This window comes from Cupriavidus sp. BIC8F (assembly GCF_032465815.1).
GTDB classification, from domain to species: Bacteria; Pseudomonadota; Gammaproteobacteria; order Burkholderiales; family Burkholderiaceae; genus Cupriavidus; species Cupriavidus necator.
In genome coordinates, this window is record NZ_CP136094.1 from 1,634,760 (window position 1) to 1,655,202 (window position 20,443).

18 protein-coding genes are annotated in these 20,443 nt (G+C 67.0%); 11 read left to right on the plus strand and 7 right to left on the minus strand.

Translation table 11 applies throughout. The annotated features are described in order from the left end of the window. Positions 1–80 precede the first annotated feature (80 nt). From icmF to RS901_RS07690, 4 genes are all read left to right on the plus strand, one after another. The gene (icmF, locus tag RS901_RS07675) at positions 81–3,371 is read left to right on the plus strand and encodes a fused isobutyryl-CoA mutase/GTPase IcmF (RefSeq protein ID WP_316152565.1); all 3,291 of its coding nucleotides are present in this window, start codon (positions 81–83) and stop codon (positions 3,369–3,371) included. A 143-nt stretch (positions 3,372–3,514) separates the two neighbouring features. After that, positions 3,515–3,952, plus strand: coding sequence for an HIT family protein (locus tag RS901_RS07680; protein ID WP_316152567.1), 438 nt, complete (start codon positions 3,515–3,517; stop codon positions 3,950–3,952). Further along, the gene (locus tag RS901_RS07685; RefSeq protein ID WP_316152569.1) at positions 3,909–4,859 is read left to right on the plus strand and encodes a 3-hydroxybutyryl-CoA dehydrogenase; all 951 of its coding nucleotides are present in this window, start codon (positions 3,909–3,911) and stop codon (positions 4,857–4,859) included. Before RS901_RS07680 ends, RS901_RS07685 begins: the two co-directional genes overlap by 44 nt. A 183-nt stretch (positions 4,860–5,042) precedes the next feature. Further along, positions 5,043–5,375, plus strand: coding sequence for a hypothetical protein (locus tag RS901_RS07690; protein WP_316152570.1), 333 nt, complete (start codon positions 5,043–5,045; stop codon positions 5,373–5,375). Between the two features lie 3 nt (positions 5,376–5,378). Here RS901_RS07690 and RS901_RS07695 read toward each other — a convergent pair whose 3' ends face one another. Next, positions 5,379–5,801: a DUF3293 domain-containing protein gene (locus RS901_RS07695; protein ID WP_316152572.1), complete on the minus strand. Its 423-nt coding sequence runs from the start codon at positions 5,799–5,801 to the stop codon at positions 5,379–5,381. 1 nt (position 5,802) lies between these two features. Next, positions 5,803–6,471, minus strand: coding sequence for a Crp/Fnr family transcriptional regulator (locus tag RS901_RS07700; RefSeq protein WP_316152574.1), 669 nt, complete (start codon positions 6,469–6,471; stop codon positions 5,803–5,805). 238 nt (positions 6,472–6,709) lie between these two features. On the opposite strand from RS901_RS07700, the gene RS901_RS07705 reads away from it, so the two are divergent. The 7 genes from RS901_RS07705 (at position 6,710) to RS901_RS07735 (ending at position 15,341) form a co-directional block, all read left to right on the plus strand. Further along, positions 6,710–8,668 (plus strand): AMP-dependent synthetase/ligase, encoded by a 1,959-nt coding sequence (locus RS901_RS07705; protein ID WP_316152576.1) that lies wholly within the window; start codon positions 6,710–6,712, stop codon positions 8,666–8,668. 14 nt (positions 8,669–8,682) lie between these two features. Then, positions 8,683–9,645: an ABC transporter ATP-binding protein gene (locus RS901_RS07710; protein ID WP_013955385.1), complete on the plus strand. Its 963-nt coding sequence runs from the start codon at positions 8,683–8,685 to the stop codon at positions 9,643–9,645. 11 nt (positions 9,646–9,656) lie between these two features. Continuing rightward, positions 9,657–10,571 (plus strand): branched-chain amino acid ABC transporter permease, encoded by a 915-nt coding sequence (locus RS901_RS07715; protein WP_013955386.1) that lies wholly within the window; start codon positions 9,657–9,659, stop codon positions 10,569–10,571. Between the two features lie 24 nt (positions 10,572–10,595). Next, positions 10,596–11,672 (plus strand): branched-chain amino acid ABC transporter permease, encoded by a 1,077-nt coding sequence (locus tag RS901_RS07720; protein WP_013955387.1) that lies wholly within the window; start codon positions 10,596–10,598, stop codon positions 11,670–11,672. Between the two features lie 91 nt (positions 11,673–11,763). Then, positions 11,764–13,101: an ABC transporter substrate-binding protein gene (locus RS901_RS07725; RefSeq protein ID WP_013955388.1), complete on the plus strand. Its 1,338-nt coding sequence runs from the start codon at positions 11,764–11,766 to the stop codon at positions 13,099–13,101. Positions 13,102–13,179: 78 nt separating this feature from the next. After that, positions 13,180–13,998, plus strand: a complete 819-nt coding sequence (locus RS901_RS07730) for an ABC transporter ATP-binding protein (protein ID WP_010814873.1) — start codon at positions 13,180–13,182, stop codon at positions 13,996–13,998. A gap of 92 nt (positions 13,999–14,090) precedes the next feature. Beyond that, on the plus strand, positions 14,091–15,341 hold the full coding sequence (locus RS901_RS07735) for a phenylacetate--CoA ligase family protein (RefSeq protein ID WP_316152583.1): 1,251 nt from the start codon (positions 14,091–14,093) through the stop codon (positions 15,339–15,341). A 48-nt stretch (positions 15,342–15,389) separates the two neighbouring features. Here the strand turns inward: RS901_RS07735 and RS901_RS07740 are convergent, their stop codons facing one another. From RS901_RS07740 to RS901_RS07760, 5 genes are all read right to left on the minus strand, one after another. Beyond that, entirely contained in the window at positions 15,390–15,758 is a 369-nt protein-coding gene (locus tag RS901_RS07740) for a YbaN family protein (protein ID WP_316153416.1), read from the minus strand. Positions 15,759–15,890: 132 nt separating this feature from the next. Next, positions 15,891–16,868: a nitronate monooxygenase family protein gene (locus tag RS901_RS07745; RefSeq protein WP_316152586.1), complete on the minus strand. Its 978-nt coding sequence runs from the start codon at positions 16,866–16,868 to the stop codon at positions 15,891–15,893. 127 nt (positions 16,869–16,995) lie between these two features. Then, positions 16,996–18,432, minus strand: a complete 1,437-nt coding sequence (creC, locus tag RS901_RS07750; RefSeq protein ID WP_316152588.1) for a two-component system sensor histidine kinase CreC — start codon at positions 18,430–18,432, stop codon at positions 16,996–16,998. A gap of 9 nt (positions 18,433–18,441) precedes the next feature. Further along, positions 18,442–19,134, minus strand: a complete 693-nt coding sequence (gene creB, locus RS901_RS07755) for a two-component system response regulator CreB (RefSeq protein ID WP_316152590.1) — start codon at positions 19,132–19,134, stop codon at positions 18,442–18,444. Between the two features lie 9 nt (positions 19,135–19,143). Continuing rightward, complete coding sequence (locus tag RS901_RS07760; RefSeq protein WP_316152592.1) at positions 19,144–20,271, minus strand: NAD(P)/FAD-dependent oxidoreductase; 1,128 nt, start codon at positions 20,269–20,271, stop codon at positions 19,144–19,146. Positions 20,272–20,443: the final 172 nt, after the last annotated feature.

The following is a 20,443-nucleotide window of genomic DNA, read 5'->3' on the forward strand; positions in this document are numbered from 1 at the left end:
GCATTTGCAGCCAAGCCGGCACAGAACGGCACTTCCGGCGCACGCCGCGGTGGCAGCCAACACCAGAAACGGTGGAGACAATGACCGACCTTTCCGATGTGCATGATGTGCGCCGCGGTGCGCCCCAGCCCAAGCCCACTGCGCAGGGCCGCGGTCCGGTCAACAAGGTGCGCTTTGTCACGGCGGCCTCGCTGTTCGATGGCCATGACGCCTCGATCAACATCATGCGCCGCATCCTGCAGTCGCATGGCTGCGAGGTGGTCCACCTCGGCCACAACCGCTCGGTCGAGGAAGTGGTGACGGCGGCGCTGCAGGAAGACGCGCAGGGCATCGCGATTTCCAGCTACCAGGGGGGTCATGTCGAGTTCTTCAAGTACATGGTCGATCTGCTGCGCGAGAAGGGCGGCGAGCACGTGCAGGTGTTCGGCGGCGGCGGCGGCGTGATCGTGCCGGACGAGATCCGCGAGCTGCAGGCCTACGGCGTGGCGCGCATCTTCAGCCCCGAGGACGGCCAGCGCATGGGCCTGGCCGGCATGATTGCCGACATGGTGCAGCGCTGCGACATCGACCTGTCGCGCTATGCGCCGGCCACGTTGGAGCCCGTTGCCGGTGGCGACCGCCGCGCGCTGGCCCAGCTGATCACCGCGCTGGAGAACGGCAAGGCCGATCCCGCGCTGGTGGACGCGATGCATGCGCAGGCAAAGCAGGCATCGATTCCCGTGCTCGGCATCACCGGCACCGGCGGCGCCGGCAAGTCGTCACTGACCGACGAACTGATCCGCCGCTTCCGGCTGGACCAGCAGGATGCGCTCTCCATCGCCGTGATCTCGATCGACCCGTCGCGGCGCAAGTCGGGCGGCGCGCTGCTGGGCGACCGCATCCGCATGAATGCGATCAACCACCCGAACATCTTCATGCGCTCGATGGCGACGCGAGAGGCGGGCTCGGAGATCTCGCAGGCGCTGCCGGACGTGATCGCCGCGTGCAAGGTGGCGGGCTTCGACCTGGTGATCGTCGAGACCTCGGGCATCGGTCAGGGCGATGCAGCCATCGTGCCGCACGTGGACCTGTCGCTCTATGTGATGACGCCCGAGTTCGGCGCGGCCAGCCAGCTCGAGAAGATCGACATGCTGGACTTTGCCGACTTCGTCGCCATCAACAAGTTCGACCGCAAGGGCGCGCAGGACGCGTGGCGCGATGTCGCCAAGCAGGTGCAGCGCAATCGCGAGCAATGGCACGGCAAGGCGGAAGACATGCCGGTGTACGGCACGCAGGCCTCGCGCTTCAATGACGATGGCGTGACCATGCTGTACCAGGGGCTGCGCGCGGCGCTGGCCGAACGCGGCCTGAAGGTGCAGGCGGGCGCGCTGCCCGTGCTGTGGGGGCGTATCTCCACCGGCCAGAACGTGATCGTGCCGCCGGCACGCAGCCGCTACCTGGCGGAACTGGCCGATACGGTGCGCGGCTACCACCGCCGCGTGCGGGAGCAGAGCCGCATCGCGCGCGAGCGCCAGCAACTGCGCGAGTCCAGCCGCATGCTGCAGGCGGCGCAGGGCGATGGCACCGCACTGGACGCATTGGCTGTGGAACGCGACGCCGCCCTCGGCCAGGTCGAGCGCAAGCTGCTGGCGATGTGGCCGCAGATGCGCGAAGCCTACAGCGGCGACGAGTACGTGGTCAGGATCCGCGACAAGGAGATCCGCACCGGGCTGGTCACCACCACGCTGTCCGGCACCAAGGTGCGCAAGGTGGTGCTGCCGCGCTTCGAGGATGACGGCGAGGTGCTGAAGTGGCTGATGCGCGAAAACGTGCCCGGCAGCTTCCCCTACACCGCCGGCGTGTTCGCCTTCAAGCGCGAGAACGAGGACCCCACGCGCATGTTCGCCGGCGAGGGCGATGCCTTCCGCACCAACCGGCGCTTCAAGCTGGTGTCCGAAGGCATGGATGCCAAGCGCCTGTCGACCGCGTTCGACTCGGTCACGCTATACGGCGAAGACCCGCACGTGCGCCCCGACATCTACGGCAAGGTCGGCAACTCGGGCGTGTCGATCGCCACGCTCGACGACCTGAAGGTGCTGTACGACGGCTTCGACCTGACCAGCCCGAGCACCTCGGTGTCGATGACCATCAACGGCCCGGCCCCGACCATCCTGGCGATGTTCATGAACACCGCCATCGACCAGCAGCTCGACAAGTTCCGCGCCGACAACCAGCGCGAGCCCACCGCCGACGAGGAAGCCAAGATCCGCGCCTGGGTGCTGCAGAACGTGCGCGGCACGGTGCAGGCGGACATCCTCAAGGAAGACCAGGGCCAGAACACCTGCATCTTCTCCACCGAGTTCTCGCTCAAGGTGATGGGCGATATCCAGGAGTACTTTGTCCACCACCAGGTGCGCAACTTCTACTCGGTGTCGATCTCCGGCTACCACATTGCCGAGGCCGGCGCGAACCCGATCTCGCAGCTGGCGTTCACGCTGTCCAACGGCTTCACCTATGTGGAGGCGTACCTGGCGCGCGGCATGCATATCGATGATTTCGCGCCCAACCTGTCGTTCTTCTTCTCCAACGGCATGGACCCCGAGTACAGCGTGCTGGGCCGCGTGGCGCGCCGCATCTGGGCCGTGACCATGCGCGACAAATACGGCGCCAACGAGCGCAGCCAGAAGCTGAAGTACCACATCCAGACCTCAGGCCGCTCGCTGCATGCGCAGGAGATCGACTTCAACGATATCCGCACCACGCTGCAGGCGCTGATCGCGATCTACGACAACTGCAATTCGCTGCATACCAATGCCTACGACGAGGCCATCACCACGCCCACCGGCGAATCGGTGCGCCGCGCGCTGGCGATCCAGCTGATCATCAACCGCGAGTGGGGTGTCGCCAAATGCGAGAACCCCAACCAGGGCAGCTTCCTGATAGAGGAGCTGACTGACCTGGTGGAAGAGGCAGTGCTGCAGGAGTTCGAGCGCATTGCCGAACGCGGCGGCGTGCTCGGTGCGATGGAGACCGGCTACCAGCGCGGCAAGATCCAGGAAGAGTCGCTCTACTACGAGCAGCTCAAGCACGACGGCACGCTGCCCATCATCGGCGTGAACACGTTCCGCAACCCGGACGGCGATCCGACCCCGCAGAAGCTGGAACTGGCGCGCTCCAGCGAGGCCGAGAAGCAGAGCCAGCTCGACCGCCTGCAGGCGTTCCAGCAGGCCCATGCGGCCGAGGCCCCGGCCATGCTGGCGCAGTTGCGCCAGGCGGTCATCGACAACCAGAACGTATTCGCGGTGCTGATGGACGCGGTGCGGGTTTGCTCGCTGGGGCAGATCACCCACGCGCTGTTCGAGGTAGGCGGGCAGTACCGGCGCAATATGTAGACCCGGCGGCACCGCGCAGCAAGCAGTGCCCGATTACCGCGCAGGGCGGCCGCAGTGAAGGGCCGCCCTGCGTTACACTCGAAGGCTGCGCCGGCGGGCCGCGCCACGGCAAACGTATTCGAGACAACAGCAAGCCAAAGACCATGAACACCCAGTACAACCCGACCAATATCTTCGCGAAGATCCTGCGCGGCGAGCTGCCGTGCATCAAGGTCTACGAGGACGACGACACCATCGCCTTCATGGACATCATGCCGCAGGCCGACGGCCATACGCTGGTGGTGCCCAAGGAAGCCGCGGTCAACCTGTTCGACCTGTCCGAGCAGGGCGCGCAGGCCGCCATCGTTGCCACGCAGCGGGTGGCGCGCGCGGTGCGCGCGGCGTTTGCGCCCGACGGCATCTCCATCGGCCAGTTCAACGGCGCGGCCGCGGGCCAGACCGTGCCGCACGTGCATTTCCATATCGTGCCGCGCTATGCCGACGCCGCGCTGCGCGGCCACGCGCGCGAGATGCAGGACCCGGAACAGCTCAAGGGCCATGCCGAGCGCATCATTGCCGCGCTGCGCGAGCAGGCGGCCTGATCAAAGCATCAAAGCATCCAAGCATTCAACCAAGCAAGCAGAGGAAGACAAGATGGCAATCAAGACTGTAGGCATCGTCGGTGCCGGCACCATGGGCAATGGCATCGCCCAGGCCTGCGCAGTGGTAGGTCTGAACGTGGTGATGGTCGACATCAGCGATGCCGCCGTGCAGAAGGGTGTTGCCACCGTGGCGGGCAGCCTGGACCGGCTGATCAAGAAGGAAAAGCTGACCGAGGCCGACAAGGCCAGCGCGCTGGCGCGCATCAAGGGCAGCACCTCGTATGACGATCTCAAGGCCACCGATATCGTGATCGAGGCCGCCACCGAGAACTACGACCTGAAGGTCAAGATCCTCAAGCAGATCGACAGCATCGTTGGCGAGAACGTGATCATCGCGTCCAACACCTCGTCAATCTCGATCACCAAGCTGGCCGCCGTGACCTCGCGCGCCGACCGCTTTATCGGCATGCACTTCTTCAACCCGGTGCCGGTGATGGCGCTGGTGGAACTGATCCGCGGCCTGCAGACCAGCGACACCACCCATGCTGCCGTCGAGGCCCTGTCGAAGCAGCTCGGCAAGTACCCGATCACGGTCAAGAACAGCCCGGGCTTCGTCGTCAACCGCATCCTGTGCCCGATGATCAACGAGGCCTTCTGCGTGCTGGGCGAAGGCCTGGCCTCGCCGGAAGAGATCGACGAAGGCATGAAGCTGGGCTGCAACCACCCGATCGGGCCGCTGGCGCTGGCTGACATGATCGGCCTGGACACCATGCTGGCGGTGATGGAAGTGCTGTACACGGAGTTTGCCGATCCGAAGTACCGCCCGGCGATGCTGATGCGCGAGATGGTGGCCGCGGGCTACCTGGGCCGCAAGACCGGCCGCGGGGTGTACGTCTATAGCAAGTAAGCTGCCCGGCACTTGCTGCGTGGTACGGCGGCCGCCTGCGGGCGGCCGCCGCTTTTTCCGGTGCCGGTTCCGGTCGCCGCCAAATCCCGCTTACACGGCGTTATATGCCGAAACACTCCGCCGCATCCGGTAACAGGAATGCGCGGTAGAGTGCACCCTTCCGTTTACGACAAGACAAGCTCCATGGCTCACCCGATTCTCTTTGCTGCGCTGCTCGCGGGCGCAATGTCCCTGCTGGCGGCCCGTTCGGCGATGGCTCATGTGGATGTGGGCGTGCAGGTCGGCGCGCCGGTCTATGTGGCCCCGGCCCCTGTTTATGTGGCGCCCCCGCCGCCCGTGGTCTATGCGCCGCGCTACCACGGCTGGCATGGCGACCGCTATTGGGACGGACGCCGCTGGTATGGCCGCGGTGAGTGGCGCGGGCGGCATCACCACCCGCATCACTATCGGTACTACGATCGCCATTACGGGCACGGCCACGGCCACGGCCACGGGCACCGCGGCCACGGCCACTGACCCTCAGCGCAGCAGCACCAGCCGCGGCACCGCGTCCGCGCCGCTCCAGACCACCGCGTTCTGTCCGTATCGTTCGCCGAGCGCGCGCGCATCCTCCAGCGACAGTCCCGGCACCAGGAAGCTCGGCTCGGCCGGCCAGCCGTTGGCAGGATGCTCGCCGGCGGCTTCGATCGCGCGCAACCCCATCCTTGCCACGTCCTGCGCCAGCGCCTGCTGGCGCCGTGCGTTGGCGTCGTCGTCGCAGCGCAGGCTGAACGGGTTGGCGGCGGTAATGAAGGCGCTCGATGCCACACCCAGCGCGCGGTGCAGCGCCGCCAGCGGGGCGCTGGGTTGGTCTACCCGCAATATCATCGGCAGGTCGCCCAGCACGCGGTAATGCGTCTCGCGATAGGCCTGCAGCGTGGCGGCATCGATGGCGCTGGCCATGTTATTCGCCGTACTGCCGCAACCCCTCCAGGTCCAGCACCTCGATCACGCCGTAGTCCACCCGCACCAGCCCCTGCTGTTCCAGCACCTTGAGCGCCTGGTTGGCGCGCTGGCGCGAAATGCCCGCGAGCAGGCCGATTTCTTCCTGCGAGATTTCCAGCGTCTTGCCGATCCCCGGATACAGGTGCTCATTGAACAGCGACGACACCGCGCGCGCCACGCGCGAATCGATGTCGAGCAGACGCTCATACTCCACCGCGGCGATGAACTGTCCCAGGCGCTCGTTGAACTGCATCAGCAGGAAACGCGTGAACGGCAGGCTGGTATCCAGCAGCCACTGAAAAGTGTCGCGCGGCAGGAAGGCGATGGTTGAGCGGCGCAGCGCCATCACGTCGTACTTGCGGATTTCCGACTTGAGTACGGCGCCTTCGCCGAACCAGCCGCCGGTGGGCACGCCGGTGAAGGTGACCGACTTGCCCGAGGGCGACACCGTGGTGATCTTGACGATCCCTTCGAGCACGCCCATCCAGTGCTCGGCCATGTCACCCTTGTGGCAGACGTAGTCGCCCTGGGTGTACTCGTGCACGAACATGGCGCGGCGCACGCGCTCGCGCTGCTCGGGGCTCAGGTCTGCTGCCCACACGCAGCGGTCGACAAAATCGTTCAGCATGGCCTGCAGAAGCTCCGGTAGGGATAAACCCGGAATTGTCACCGGCGTGACAACCCGGGGTTTTTGCATCGGCTATCTTACGATCACCACGGAGCCGGCAAGTGCCAGAAAAACAAGGCACTACGGGCTTGATGCGCTGCGGCATGATGACCGCCAGGCAAAACAGGCCAAGTATAACGACCGGACCGCCGCTTGACACCGGGCGTGGACCCCCACGCCGGAGGGACAGGAGACAGCGATGCAGGAATCGTCGGCGACGACCTTCCCGCGATGGCTGCTGGCGCACGCCCAGCAGCGGCCGGATCATCCGGCTCACCGCGAGAAGGATCTCGGCATCTGGCAGACATACAGCTGGGCCCAGGCGGCGCAGCAGGTGAGGGCACTGGCTTGCGGGCTGGCCGCGCTCGGTTTCAGGCGCGGCATGAACCTGGCGGTGGTGGGCGACAACCGCCCGCGGCTGTACTGGGCCATGACCGCGGCGCAGGCGCTTGGCGGCGTGCCGGTTCCGCTGTACCAGGACGCCATCGCCAACGAGATGGTCTACGTGCTCAACGATGCGGAAATCGAGTTCGCCATCGTCGAGGACCAGGAGCAGGTCGACAAGCTGCTGGAAGTGGAGGCGCAGCTGGCCGAGTCCGGCCGCGCCGTGCGCCACGTCATCTTTGAAGACCCGCGCGGCCTGATGGACTACGACCATCCGTCGCTGATGTCTTATGAACGGCTGCAGGAGCTGGGCCGCGAGTTCGACCAGGCGCACCCGGGCTTCTATGACGAGGCCATCGCCGCCGGCCAGCCCGACGACACCGCGATCATCCTCTATACCTCTGGCACCACCGGCAAGCCCAAGGGCGTATGCCATTCGCACTACGGCCTGATCGGCGCGGCGCGCAACGGCTGCGCCTTCGACAAGCTGAGCGCTGACGATGACGTGCTGTCCTACCTGCCGATGGCATGGGTGGGCGACAACCTGTTCTCGTACGCGCAGGCGATGGTGGCGGGCTTCACGGTGAACTGCCCTGAATCGCGCGAAACGGTGATGACCGACCTGCGCGAGATCGGCCCCACCTACTACTTTGCGCCGCCGCGCATCTATGAGGGGCTGCTGACGCAGGTGATGATCCGCATGGAGGATGCCGGCTGGATCAAGCGCAAGCTGTTCCACTGGGCCATGGATGTGGCGAAGCGCTGCGGCACCGATATCCTTGACGGCGAGCCGGTATCGCTCGCGGACCGCGCGCGCTACGCCGTGGGCGAAGCGCTGGTCTACGGTCCGCTGCGCAATGTGCTGGGCATGAGCCGCATCCGCGTGGGCTATACCGCGGGCGAGGCGATCGGACCGGACCTGTTCCGCTTCTACCGCTCGATCGGCGTGAACCTGAAGCAGTTCTACGGCCAGACCGAGACCTGCGCCTATGTGTGCCTGCAGCCGGACGGCAAGGTCAAGTTCGATTCAGTCGGCCCGGCGGCGCCGGGCATGGAAATCCGCATCGCCGACAACGGCGAGGTGCTGGTGCGCGGCGTGGGCCTGCTCAAGTCCTACTACAAGCGCGACGACGCCACGCGCGAGGCGATCAACGACGAGGGCTACTTCATGACCGGCGACGCCGGCGTGATCGACGCCGACGGCCACCTGAAGATCATCGACCGCGCCAAGGACGTGGGCAAGCTGGCCGATGGCTCGATGTTCGCCCCCAAGTACATCGAGAACAAGCTCAAGTTCTTCCCGTACATCAAGGAGGCGGTGGCCTTCGGCAGTGACCGCGACCAGGTCTGCGCCTTTATCAATATCGACTTCGAGGCCGTGGGCAACTGGGCCGAGCGCCGCCATCTGCCGTATGCCGGCTATGTCGACCTGGCCGCGCAGCCCGACGTGCTGGAGATGATCGGCGAGTGCGTGAACCAGGTGAATGCCGACCTGGCCAACGACCCGATGCTGGCCGGATCGCAGGTGGCACGCTTCCTGGTCCTGCACAAGGAACTGGATCCGGACGACGACGAGCTCACGCGCACGCGCAAGGTGCGCCGCGGCTTTATCGCCGACAAATACGGCGTGCTGGTGGAGGCGCTCTATGCGGGCAAGTCCGAGCGGTTCATCGAGACACGCGTCAAGTTTGAAGACGGACGCGAGGGCAGCGTGTCGGCCACGCTGAAGCTGGTCAATGCGAAGCGCCTGCCTGTGGCGGCGCGCGCGGCATGAGCGAGGGCAGCAAGATGACGCAAGTAGCCTGGCAAGGCGCGGGGCAGCGCGAATGGGCGGGGACGGCACGCACGGATGCCAGCGGCACGGGCAGCGGCGGTGCGATCGCACCGGCAGGCCCGATGTCTCCCGCGGGTCTGGCGGATGACAGCGGCGCGCATCCCGGCACGCAGCGCGCACAGCGCACCGGCGAGCAGGCGCGCACCGGCGGCGAGGTGATCCTGGACCTGCAGCATATCTCGCTGTCGTTCGGCGGGGTCAAGGCGCTGACCGATATTTCGTTCGATGTGTGCGAGCACGAGGTGCGCGCCATCATCGGCCCCAACGGCGCCGGCAAGAGTTCGATGCTCAATGTGATCAATGGCGTCTACCACCCGCAGCAGGGACGCATCGTGTTCCGCGGCGAGGAGCGCAAGCAGATGCACCCGACCGCCGCGGCACGCCAGGGCATTGCGCGCACCTTCCAGAACATCGCGCTGTTCAAGGGCATGACGGTGCTGGACAACATCATGACCGGGCGCAACACGCAGTTTCGCACCGGGCTCTTCGCCCACGCGCTGTGGTGGGGCCCGGCGCGCAACGAAGAGATGCGCCATCGCCAGAAGGTCGAGGAAGTAATCGACTTCCTCGAGATCCAGTCGATCCGCAAGACCCCGGTGGGTCGCCTGCCGTATGGCTTGCAGAAGCGCGTGGAGCTGGCGCGCGCGCTCGCGGCCGAGCCCTCGATGCTGCTGCTGGACGAGCCCATGGCCGGCATGAACGTGGAAGAGAAGCAGGACATGTGCCGCTTCATCCTGGACGTGAACCGGCAGTTCGGCACCACCATCGTGCTGATCGAGCACGACATGGGCGTGGTGATGGATATCTCCGACCGCGTGGTGGTGCTCGACTACGGCAAGAAGATCGGCGACGGCACACCGGACGAGGTCAAGGGCAACCCTGACGTGATCAAGGCATACCTGGGCACTTCGCACTGAGGCTCTGAATCATGACGTTCTTCTTTGAAATCCTGATCGGCGGCTTGCTCTCGGGCCTGATGTACTCGCTGGTGGCGCTGGGCTTCGTGCTGATCTACAAGGCCTCGGGCGTGTTCAACTTCGCGCAGGGCGCGATGGTGTACTTTGCCGCGCTGGCGGTGGTGGGGCTGATGGACAAGGGCCTGCCGATGTGGGCCGCGGTGATCGGCGCCTTCGTGGTGATGATCCTGGTCGGCATGAGCACCGAGCGCTTCGTGCTGCGCAAGCTGGTCAACCAGCCGCCGATCACGCTGTTCATGGCGACCATCGGGCTGTCGTTCTTTCTCGAAGGCCTGGGGCCGCTGCTGTTCGGCAATGAGGTGCGTCCGATCAACCTGGGCATCGTCGACGAGCCGATCGAGTCGATCCTGACCAACTTCAATATCGTGTTGTCCAAGTTCGACATCGCGGCGGCGGCCATCGCCGGCGTCCTGGTGGGCTCGCTGGCGCTGTTCTTCCAGTACACCAAGGTCGGCCGCGCGCTGCGCGCGGTGGCGGACGACCACCAGGCTGCGCTGTCGCTGGGCATCCCGCTGCAGAACATATGGGCCATCGTATGGGGCGTGGCGGGCTTCGTTGCGCTGGTGGCCGGCATGCTGTGGGGCTCGCGCAATGGCGTGCAGTTCGCGCTCACGCTGACCGCGCTCAAGGCGCTGCCGGTGCTGATCCTGGGCGGCTTCACCTCGGTGCCCGGCGCCATCGTCGGCGGGCTGATCATCGGCGCCTCGGAGAAGCTGGCCGAGATCTATATCCCGCCGGTGTTCCAGTCGATGTTCGGCGGCAACTTCGGCGGCATAGAAGGGTGGTTCCCGTATGTGTTTGCCCTATTGTTCCTGCTGGTTCGGCCCGAAGGGCTGTTCGGCGAGAAACATATTGATCGCGTCTGACCGACTTCGCACAGGAGACTTGCCATGTTTTATCGTGAAGCCGGCCAGTTCAAGACCAGCTACGTCGCCGACAGCCAGATCTTCCCCATCCGCCAGGACCGCATCGGCTTTGCCGTGCTGATGGCCGTGGCCTTCGTGGCGATCCCGTTCGTCGGGTCGGAATACTGGTTCTCGGCCATCCTGATCCCATTCCTGATTTTTTCGCTGGCGGCGCTGGGGCTGAATATCCTGACCGGCTATGCCGGCCAGCTGTCGCTCGGCACCGCGGCCTTCATGGCGGTGGGTGCCTACGCGGCCTACAACTTCCAGTTGCGCATCGAAGGCATCCCGGTGTTGCTGTCATTCCTGCTGGCCGGGCTGTCGGCGGCGCTGGTGGGGGTGGCCTTCGGCCTGCCGTCGCTGCGCATCAAGGGCTTCTACCTCGCGGTGGCGACGCTGGCGGCGCAGTTCTTCGTGGTGTGGGCGCTGACCAAGTTCCCCTGGTTCTCCAACAACAGCTCGTCGGGCGTGATCACGGCGCAGCGGCTGGACCTGTTCGGCGTCGCCATCGACACCCCGCTGAAGAAGTACCTGTTCGTGCTGGCCATCGTCACGGTGCTGGCGCTGGCGGCCAAGAACCTGGTGCGCTCGGCCACCGGGCGCGCGTGGATGTCGGTGCGCGACATGGATGTGGCAGCCGAGGTGATCGGCATCCCGCTGATGCGCACCAAGCTGCTGGCGTTCGCAGTCAGCTCGTTCTACTGCGGCGTGGCCGGCGCGCTGTACGCGTTCTGCTACCTGGGCTCGGTCGAGCCCGACGGCTTCTCCCTGGACCTGTCGTTCCGCGTGCTGTTCATGATCATCATCGGCGGCGTGGGCAGCATCCTGGGCTCGTTCCTGGGCGCGGCCTTCATCCTGCTGCTGCCGATCTTCCTGGACAACGTGCTGCCGCCGCTGGCCGCGCTGCTGCACCTGCCGTTCACCAATGCCACCGTGTCGCACATCCAGCTGATGGTGTTCGGCGGGCTGATCATCTTCTTCCTGATCGTGGAGCCGCACGGGCTGGCCCGGCTGTGGCAGATCGCCAAGGAGAAGCTGAGACTGTGGCCGTTCCCTCATTGACGGAAGGGGTGCCTGTGTTACCGCAGTTCCTGTGTGAAGTTCTGAAGCTTACGCATAACGAAACGCTCCCTTGAGGGCGATGGAGACTGTCATGACCAACCTGATTCGCAATGTGCAACGCGCCGCCCTGGTGGTCAGCGCCGCGGCGGCACTGCTGGCGCCGGCGGCGCCGGCCATGGCGCAGAGCAACGAGCAGTTCGTGGCGCTGCCAAGTTATCGCGTGGGGCCATATGGCGCCAACGGGCAGTCCTGGTATGGCGGCTTCATCGACTACCTCAACTACGTCAACCTGAAGGAAGGCGGCGTCAACGGCGTCAAGCTGTCGTGGGAAGAGTGCGAGACCGAGTACAACAACGCCAAGGGCGTGGAGTGCTATGAACGCCTGAAGTCCAAGAACGCCACCACCAAGGGCACGGCCTACCACGCCATGTCCACCGGCATCTCATACGCGCTGGTCGACAAGACCGCCGCCGACAAGGTGCCACTGGTGATGATGGGCTACGGCCGTACCGACGCGGTGGATGGCTCGGTGTTCCCGTACGCGTTCCCGCTGGTGACCACGTACCAGATGCAGGTCTCGGCCATCGTCAAGTACCTGGCCTCGAAGAACGGCGGCTCGCTGGCCGGCAAGAAGATCGTCTACCTGTACCACGACTCGGCCTATGGCAAGGAGCCGATCGTGGCGCTTCAGGCCGAGGCCAAGCTGGGCAAGTTCAACCTGGTGGAGATTCCGGTGGCGCACCCGGGCAACGAGCAGGGCGCGCAGTGGCTGAAGATCCGCCAGGAGAACCCCGACTACGTGATCTTCTGGGGCTGGGGCGTGATGAACCAGACCGCGTTGAAGGCCGCGCAGAAGGTGGGTTTTGCACGCGACAAGATAATCGGTTCGTGGTGGGCCGGCTCGGAAGAAGACACGGTGCCTGCAGGTGATGCCTCCAAGGGCTACATGAGCGCCACCTGGAACGTTGCCGGCCGCAACGTGCCGCTGATCGCCGATATCGACAAGGTGGTCTACGGTGCCGGCAAGGGCAATATGCAGGACAAGAACAAGGTGGGTTCGGTGCTGTACAACCGCGGCGTCTCGGCGGCGGTGGTGACGGTGGAAGCGGTGCGCGTGGCGCAGGCCAAGTTCGGCAAGGGCAAGCCCATGACCGGCGAGCAGATGCGCTGGGCCTTCGAGAACCTGAACCTGACCAACGCGCGCCTGCAGCAACTGGGCGCCACTGGCCTGCTGCCCGAGATCAAGACCAGCTGCGACAACCACGAAGGCTCGGGCAAGGTGAAGATCCAGCAGTGGGACGGCACCAAGTGGGTGGTGGTGTCGGACTGGATCGAGGGCAACAAGAGCCTGATCCACCCGCTGTTCAAGGCCACGGCGGCGCAGTATGCGAAGGAGAAGGGGATTACGCCGGCTTGTTCGAAGTCCTGATAGCAACCTGGCGGGCATGCGGTGCCTGGCGCCGCGTGCCCGCCTGAGCCGAACCGTCTTACCAACACGAGCCGCACCATGAGCCTTCTGTCCGTCAACAATATCGAAGTCATCTACGATCACGTGATCCTGGTGCTCAAGGGCGTCTCGCTCGAAGTGCCGGAAGGCAAGATCGTGGCGCTGCTCGGCGCCAACGGCGCGGGCAAGACCACCACGCTCAAGGCCATCTCCAACCTGCTGCAGGCCGAGCGCGGCGATGTCACCAAGGGCTCGATCGAGTATCGCGGCGACCGCGTCGACCAGCTCACGCCCAACGACCTGGTGCGCCGCGGCGTGATCCAGGTGATGGAAGGGCGCCACTGCTTCGCGCACCTGACCATCGAAGAGAACCTGCTCACCGGTGCCTACACGCGCGGCCTGTCGCGCGGCCAGACACGTGACGAGCTGGAAAAGATCTACGAGTACTTCCCGCGCCTGAAGACGCGCCGCAAGTCGCAGGCCGGCTACACCTCCGGCGGCGAGCAGCAGATGTGCGCGATCGGCCGGGCCATGATGGCCAAGCCCGCGATGATCCTGCTGGACGAGCCTTCGATGGGGCTGGCGCCGCAGATCGTCGAGGAGATCTTCGAGATCGTGCGCGGCCTGAATTCGCGCGAGAACGTCAGCTTCCTGCTGGCCGAGCAGAACACCATGGTGGCGCTGCGCTATGCCGACTACGGCTACATCCTGGAAAACGGCCGCGTGGTGATGGACGGGGACGCCGAGTCGCTGCGCACCAACGAGGATGTCAAGGAGTTCTACCTGGGCGTGGCGGCCAACGATGCGGACGACGGTGCCGGGCGCAAGTCGTTCCGCGATGTGAAGAGCTACCGGCGCAGGAAGCGCTGGCTGGCCTGAGCCGACGTAAGCCGACCCAATTTATCCGGCATTGCCACCACGCGCCTGTGGCGCGGCGGCATGCCGCATCCCATTCCCTGACGCACAGCACCATGCCAGAAAACTTCGATTCGCTCGAAACCCGCGCGCCGGAAGTCCGCGAGCAGGCGCTCCTTGCCGCCCTGGCACGCCAGGTCGCCCACGCGCGCGACAACGCGCCCTACTTTGCCGAGATGCTGAGCGGGGTCGATCCGCGGCTGCTGACCTCGCGCGGGGCGCTGGCGGCGCTGCCGGTCACGCGCAAGTCGGACCTGACCGCGCGCCAGCGCGCGCTGCCGCCGCTGGGCGGGCTCAACGCGACGCCGCTGGGCAAGCTGCGCCACGTGTTCCAGTCGCCCGGCCCGATCCACGAACCCGACGGCCATGACGCCGACTGGTGGCGCGTGGCCCGCGCCATGCATGCGGCGGGCTTCCGCGCCGGCGAGCTGGTCTACAACACCTTCTCCTACCACTTCACCCCGGCCGGCATGATGATGGAGACCGGCGCGCACCGGCTGGGCTGCTGCGTGTTCCCGGCCGGTGTCGGCCAGACCGATTCGCAGGTGCAGGCGCTGGCCAGCCTGCAGCCCACCGCCTACGCCGGCACGCCGTCGTTCCTGAAGCTGCTGCTGGAGCGCGGCGACGAGCTGGGCACGCCCTGCACCAGCCTGGCCAAGGCGCTGGTCTCGGGCGAGGCGCTGCCGCCGTCGCTGCGGGCCTGGTTCCAGGCGCGCGGCGTGCGCGTGCAGCAGATGTATGGCACCGCGGATGTCGGCCTGATTGCCTATGAGACCGAGGGCGGCGACGGCTGGGTGGTGGACGAGGGCGTGCTGGTAGAGATCGTCGAGCCCGGCGGTTCCCGGCCGATGCCCGAAGGCGAGACCGGCGAGGTGGTGGTGACGGTGCTGGGCAACGGCGACTACCCGCTGATCCGCTTCGGCACCGGCGACCTGTCGGCCATCGTGGCGGAGTCGTCGCAACGGCCCAGCCCGTGCGGGCGCACCAACATCCGGCTCAAGGGCTGGCTGGGCCGTGCCGACCAGGCCACCAAGGTCAAGGGCATGTTCGTGCATCCGGGGCAGGTGGCGGATGTGCTGCGGCGCCATCCGGAGATTCGCGCGGCGCGGCTGGTGGTGACTGGTGACCCTGGCGCGGACGTAATGACGCTGCGCTGCGAGGCTACGCGCGAGGATGGTGACTTGCAGCGTGCGGTGGCGGAATCGCTGCGCGAAGTGATGCGGCTGCGCGGAGAGGTGGCCTTCGTGGCGGCGGGGTCGTTGCCGCAGGATGGGAGGCTGATCGAGGATGCGCGGCGATACGACTGAAGACAAGGCAAAGGCCCCGCATGGGCGGGGCCTTTGATGCAGGGCAGGTCAGGACTTCCCCCCCTCCACCGGCCGCGTCGGCAGCCTGACCATCCACACACTCACCCCCACCGCACAAGCCAGCAGCGCCGCCGAAGCAATCGGCCGCGCCCGCAGCAGCCACGCGGTCGTCCCCATCGACACCCACATCATCGACAACGCCAGGCACTTGGCCCGGAAGGGAATGCTGCGATAGCGCTGCCAGTCGCTGACGAGCGGCCCGAAGCGCGGATGTCCCAGCAGCCATTCATGGAAGCGCTGGGACCCCCGCGCGAAGCATGCCGCGGCCAGCAGCACGAATGGCGTGGTCGGCAGCACCGGCAGGAAGATGCCGATCACCCCCAGCAGCAGGAAGGCCGCGCCCAGCACCACCCACATGGCGCGCAGCGCCTGCTGCCGGCGGCTCAGCGTGGCGACGGGGTCCGGAGCGGAATCGGGCGGGGTGGCGGGGCTAGGACCAGGCAATGGATGGGGGAAGGGCCGCAGCAGCGGCCCGGTGGTGACTGGGGTTTAGCGCGCGATACCCAGGCGCGCCTTGGCGGCATCGTACTCCGCTTTCATGCGCACGACGATTTCGCCGGCGGTGGGGATGTCGTGGATCTGGCCCACGCCCTGGCCGGCGCCCCAGACGTCCTTCCACGCCTTGGCCTTGGAGGCGCCGCTGGAGAAGTCCATCTTGCTCTTGTCGGCCACCGGCAGGTTGTCCGGATCCAGCCCCGCGTTGCTGATGCTTTCGCGGATGTAGTTGCCGTGCACGCCGGTGAACAGGTTGGTGTAGATGATATCGGCGGCGGCCGAGCTGGTGATCGACTGCTTGTACGTTTCTGCCGCGTGGGCCTCCTGCGAGGCGATAAAGCGCGTGCCCACGTAGGCAAAGTCCGCGCCCATGGCCTGCGCGGCCAGCACCGCCTCGCCGGTGGCGATCGAGCCCGACAGCGCGATCGGGCCGTCGAAGATCTTGCGCACCTCGCCCACCAGCGCGAACGGCGACAGCATGCCGGCATGGCCGCCGGCGCCGGCCGCCACCAGGATCAGGCCGTCGACGCCGGCCTCGATCGCCTTCTCGGCATGGCGCAGGCTGATCACGTCGTGCAGCACGATGCCGCCGTAGCTGTGCACCGCGTCGATCATTTCCTTGACCGGGGCGCGCAGCGAGGTGATGAAGATCGGCACCTTGTGGTCCACGCACACCTTCACGTCGTGTTCGAGCCGCGCGTTCGAGGTATGCACGATCTGGTTGACCGCGACCGGGCCCACCTGCGCGCCCGGGTTGGCGGCCTTGAAGGTGGCCAGCTCGCCTTCGATCTGGGTAAGCCACTCGTCGAGCAGCTCCGCCGGACGCGCATTGAGCGCCGGGAACGAGCCAACGATGCCGGCCTTGCATTGCGCCAGCACCAGCTCCGGGTAGCTGACGATGAACATCGGCGAGGCGATGACGGGCAGGGCCAGGTTCTGCAGGGCCTGGGGCAGTTGCTTGGCGGCGGGCATGGTGTCTCCTGAACTACTGGGCGGGCACGTTGCAGGTGCCCTAAATGAACGGTCGTTCGATTATAGGGAGTTTCAGCGCGGTCACGTTAGAAGCCCCAGTCTATGCCGGTGCGGTCACCTCGTCGAACTACCCGGCCGGAAGGGACAGTTCCGCCAGCGCGCCGCCGCCGGGGCGGTTGGCCAGCGTCACATCGCCATGATGCAACGTTGCCACCTCGCGTGCAAAGCACAGGCCCAGGCCGGTGCTCTTGTCCGCACCGTGCGGGCGCGGCAGCGAGTAGAAGCGCTCGAACACGCGCGGCAGCGCGTAGTCGGGGATGCCCGGGCCCTGGTCGGCGACGGCGATGGCCAGCGCGCCGCCGCGGCGCTCCAGCCGCACCGTGACTTCGCTGTCTGGCGGGGCGAAGTCGATGGCGTTCTCCAGCAGGTTGGCGATGGCCTGGCGCAGCAGGAACGGATCGCCGGCGACCAGGTCCGGGCTGGCGTCGGCGGCCAGCCGCAGCGTCACGCCGCGCTGGCGCGCGCGCGGTTCCAGCTCGTTGCCCAGTTGCGCCAGCAGCGGGGCCAGCCGCACCGGCTCGCGCACTTCCAGGCGCTGGCGCTGCTCCACGTCGGCCAGCGCCAGCAGCTTGCGGATCATGGTTTCAAGCCGGCCCGACTGGGCGCGGATATTGGCGACGAAGCGCTGGCGATCCGCCGCCGGCATCTCTTCCTGCAGCAGCTCGGCGGCACCGCCGATCGCGGCCAGCGGGCTTTTCATCTCATGGGTCAGCGTGTGGATGTAGTGCTCGACATACTGCTTGTCTTCCAGCCGCTCGCGCATGCCCTGCACCGCGCGGCCCAGCTCGGCCAGCTCGCTGCCGCCGCGCAGCGGCATCTCGGCGCGCTCGCCGGCCGCCACCGCGCGTGCATACCCGCGCAGCCGGCTCAGTCCATGCGCCAGCCACAGCGTGCAGGCCAGCCCGATCACGCAAGCCGCGCCGATCAGCAGGCCGCCGTAGAGCAGGATCTTGCGCTGGCTGCGCTCGATAAAGGGCGCCATCGCCGCATTGGGCTTGGCCACGGTCAGCACGCCGATGATGCGCTCGCCGTCCCCGTCGCGTATTGGCGCGGCCACGTGCATCACGGTGCTGGCCTCGTCGTCGGGGTCGGTGCGCGTGCTGCGCGCGCCGTACTTGCCGCGCAGCGTCAGGTAGACATCGTTCCAGCGCGAATAGTCGCGGCCCACGTCAGTGCCGGTGGAGTCAAAGCGCACGATGCCCCTGGCATCGGTCACGTAGACGCGGTAGCCGATGCTGTCCTTGTGCAGGCCCGACACATCGGCGTCCACCGGCAGGTCGCGCAGTGCCGCCATGTGCCGCGCGAAATCGCCGTCGGCAATGCGGCCGGCCTTCATGTCGTCGGCGGCAAGCGCCGCCAGCACGTGCGCGGTGTCGATCAGGGTGTCTTCCATGGCCTGGCGCACGCCGGGCTTGACCTCCTGCACGAACACGCGCAGCGTCAGCACGGTGGCCAGGCCCACGATCAGGAAGAAGCCGAAGAAGATGCGCAGGCCGATATGCATGGCGTGCGCTCAGGGTTCCAGCGAATAGCCCATGCCGCGATGGGTGCGGATGCGCTCGGCGCCGTCGGGGGATGCCTCCCGCAGCTTGGCGCGCAGGGTCTTGATATGGGTGTCGACGGTGCGGTCGCTGGTGTCGAGCGCGTTTTCCCAGACGCATTCCATCAGCTGCGCGCGCGAATAGATGCGGCCCGGATGCGCCACCAGCCAGGCCAGCAGCAGGTACTCGTAGCGGGTCAGCTCCAGCCAGCGGCCGCGGTAGGCCAGGCGCGCGCCGTCCTTGTCGTGCGTGAAGCCGGCGACCTCGTCGCCCTTCGCTGTGCTGCCGCCGCGCGCCCGGCGCAGGATGGCGCGCACGCGCGCGGCCAGCTCGCGTGGCGAGAAGGGCTTGACCACGTAGTCGTCGGCGCCGATCTCCAGCCCGACGATGCGGTCGATCTCTTCATGGCGCGCGGTCAGGAAGACCACCGGCGCATTGCTGAAGGTGCGCAGCGTGCGGCAGACCTCGAAGCCGCTGAGATCCGGCAGGCCCACGTCCAGGATCACCAGGTCGGCCGCGCCGGCGCGCATGCGCTCGAGCGCGGCGCCGCCGAGCGTGCAGTGCTCGGCCAGCATGCCGTCGGTGCGCAAGGCATAGAGGATGGTGTCGGCGATGGCCTGCTCGTCTTCCACCACCAGGATCCGCGGTTGTTCCATGCCCGGCATTCTAGCCGGTCAGGCGCTGGCCGCCGTGCGGGCCGGCGGCGCGGGTTCGTCGCCCCGGCGCTTGTGGAAATAGATCTGCTCCGCGGCCCAGCGCAGCGGCGGCGAGTACAGCATCAGGTCAAAGGGCCAGTCGCACTGGAAGCGGTCGAACATCCAGCGCAGCGCACGCTTGGCGCGGAAACGGGGCGCGCTGGCGGTGGCGGCGGCTTCCGGGGCCGGGCCGCCGCGCAGCAGATGCGCGGCCACGGCCTGGCCGACCGACTCGCCATGGGCAAAGGCATGGTGGATGCCGCCGGCGGTGACCGGCGAGACGATGCCGGCGGCATCCCCCGTCAGGATCACGCCGTCGCGCGCCAGCGGGAAGACCGGGCCGCCGCACGGGATCAGGCCCGCGCGCGTTGCCGCGGGCTGCGCCAGCTGCGGCAGGCCGGCGCGCTCGCGCACATGCGCCAGCAGCCCGTCCAGGTCCGGCGCGCGGCCGTGACGCGGCAGGTAGCGCAGCGCCAGGCCGGCCTGCACGCCGGTGGGGTTCTGCGCGATCCAGCCGATATAGCCGGGCGCGAAGCGCCGGGTGATAAAGCAGTGCAGCGCGCCTGGCTCGGGCAGCGCCAGTCCCGGGAACTCATACTCCACGCCATACAGGAAGCTGTGCACGCGCCCCAGCCCGGCACATTGCGCCACGCGCGACTTCGCACCATCCGCTCCCACCAGATAGCGCGTATTGCCCACGCCGGTCACATGCCAGCCGCCGTGGCGCGGCACCGCGCCCACAAACGCCTGGCCCAGGCGCAGCTCGACCCGGTGGCGCACCAGCTCGGCAGCCAGCCAGCGCATCAGCCGCGGCGTATCGGTGGTGTGGAAGTAATAGCCAGGCGCGCTCAGGTCGATGCTGCGCAGCTTGGGCGAGTACAGCCGCACCTGCTCCACGCGGTGCACGCAATCGGCCGGTGCGCGGCCCAGCCAGGTTTGCTCGATGGCTTCCTTGACCAGGATGCCGGTGGTGTGGAGCTTGTCGCCCGGATCGGTCTTGCGTTCCAGTACCAGCACGCGCAGGCCGGCGCGTGCCGCGGCCAGGGCGCAGGCGGCGCCGGCAAAGCTGGCGCCGGCGATGACGATGTCGTAGTCGAAGGAGGGCATGGCGGGTTCCTTGGAGATGGAAGGGACCCAGTGTTGCCAGCGGGGGTGAGGGGAGTGTGTGGGGAGTGTGAAGTGGGGGAGGGGGCAAGCGCCGTGCGGCTGGTTGTCGTTCTTGACTAGCGTGGGCTGTTTCGCCGGCGTAGCCGGCGAAACAGCCCACGCTAGTCAGAAC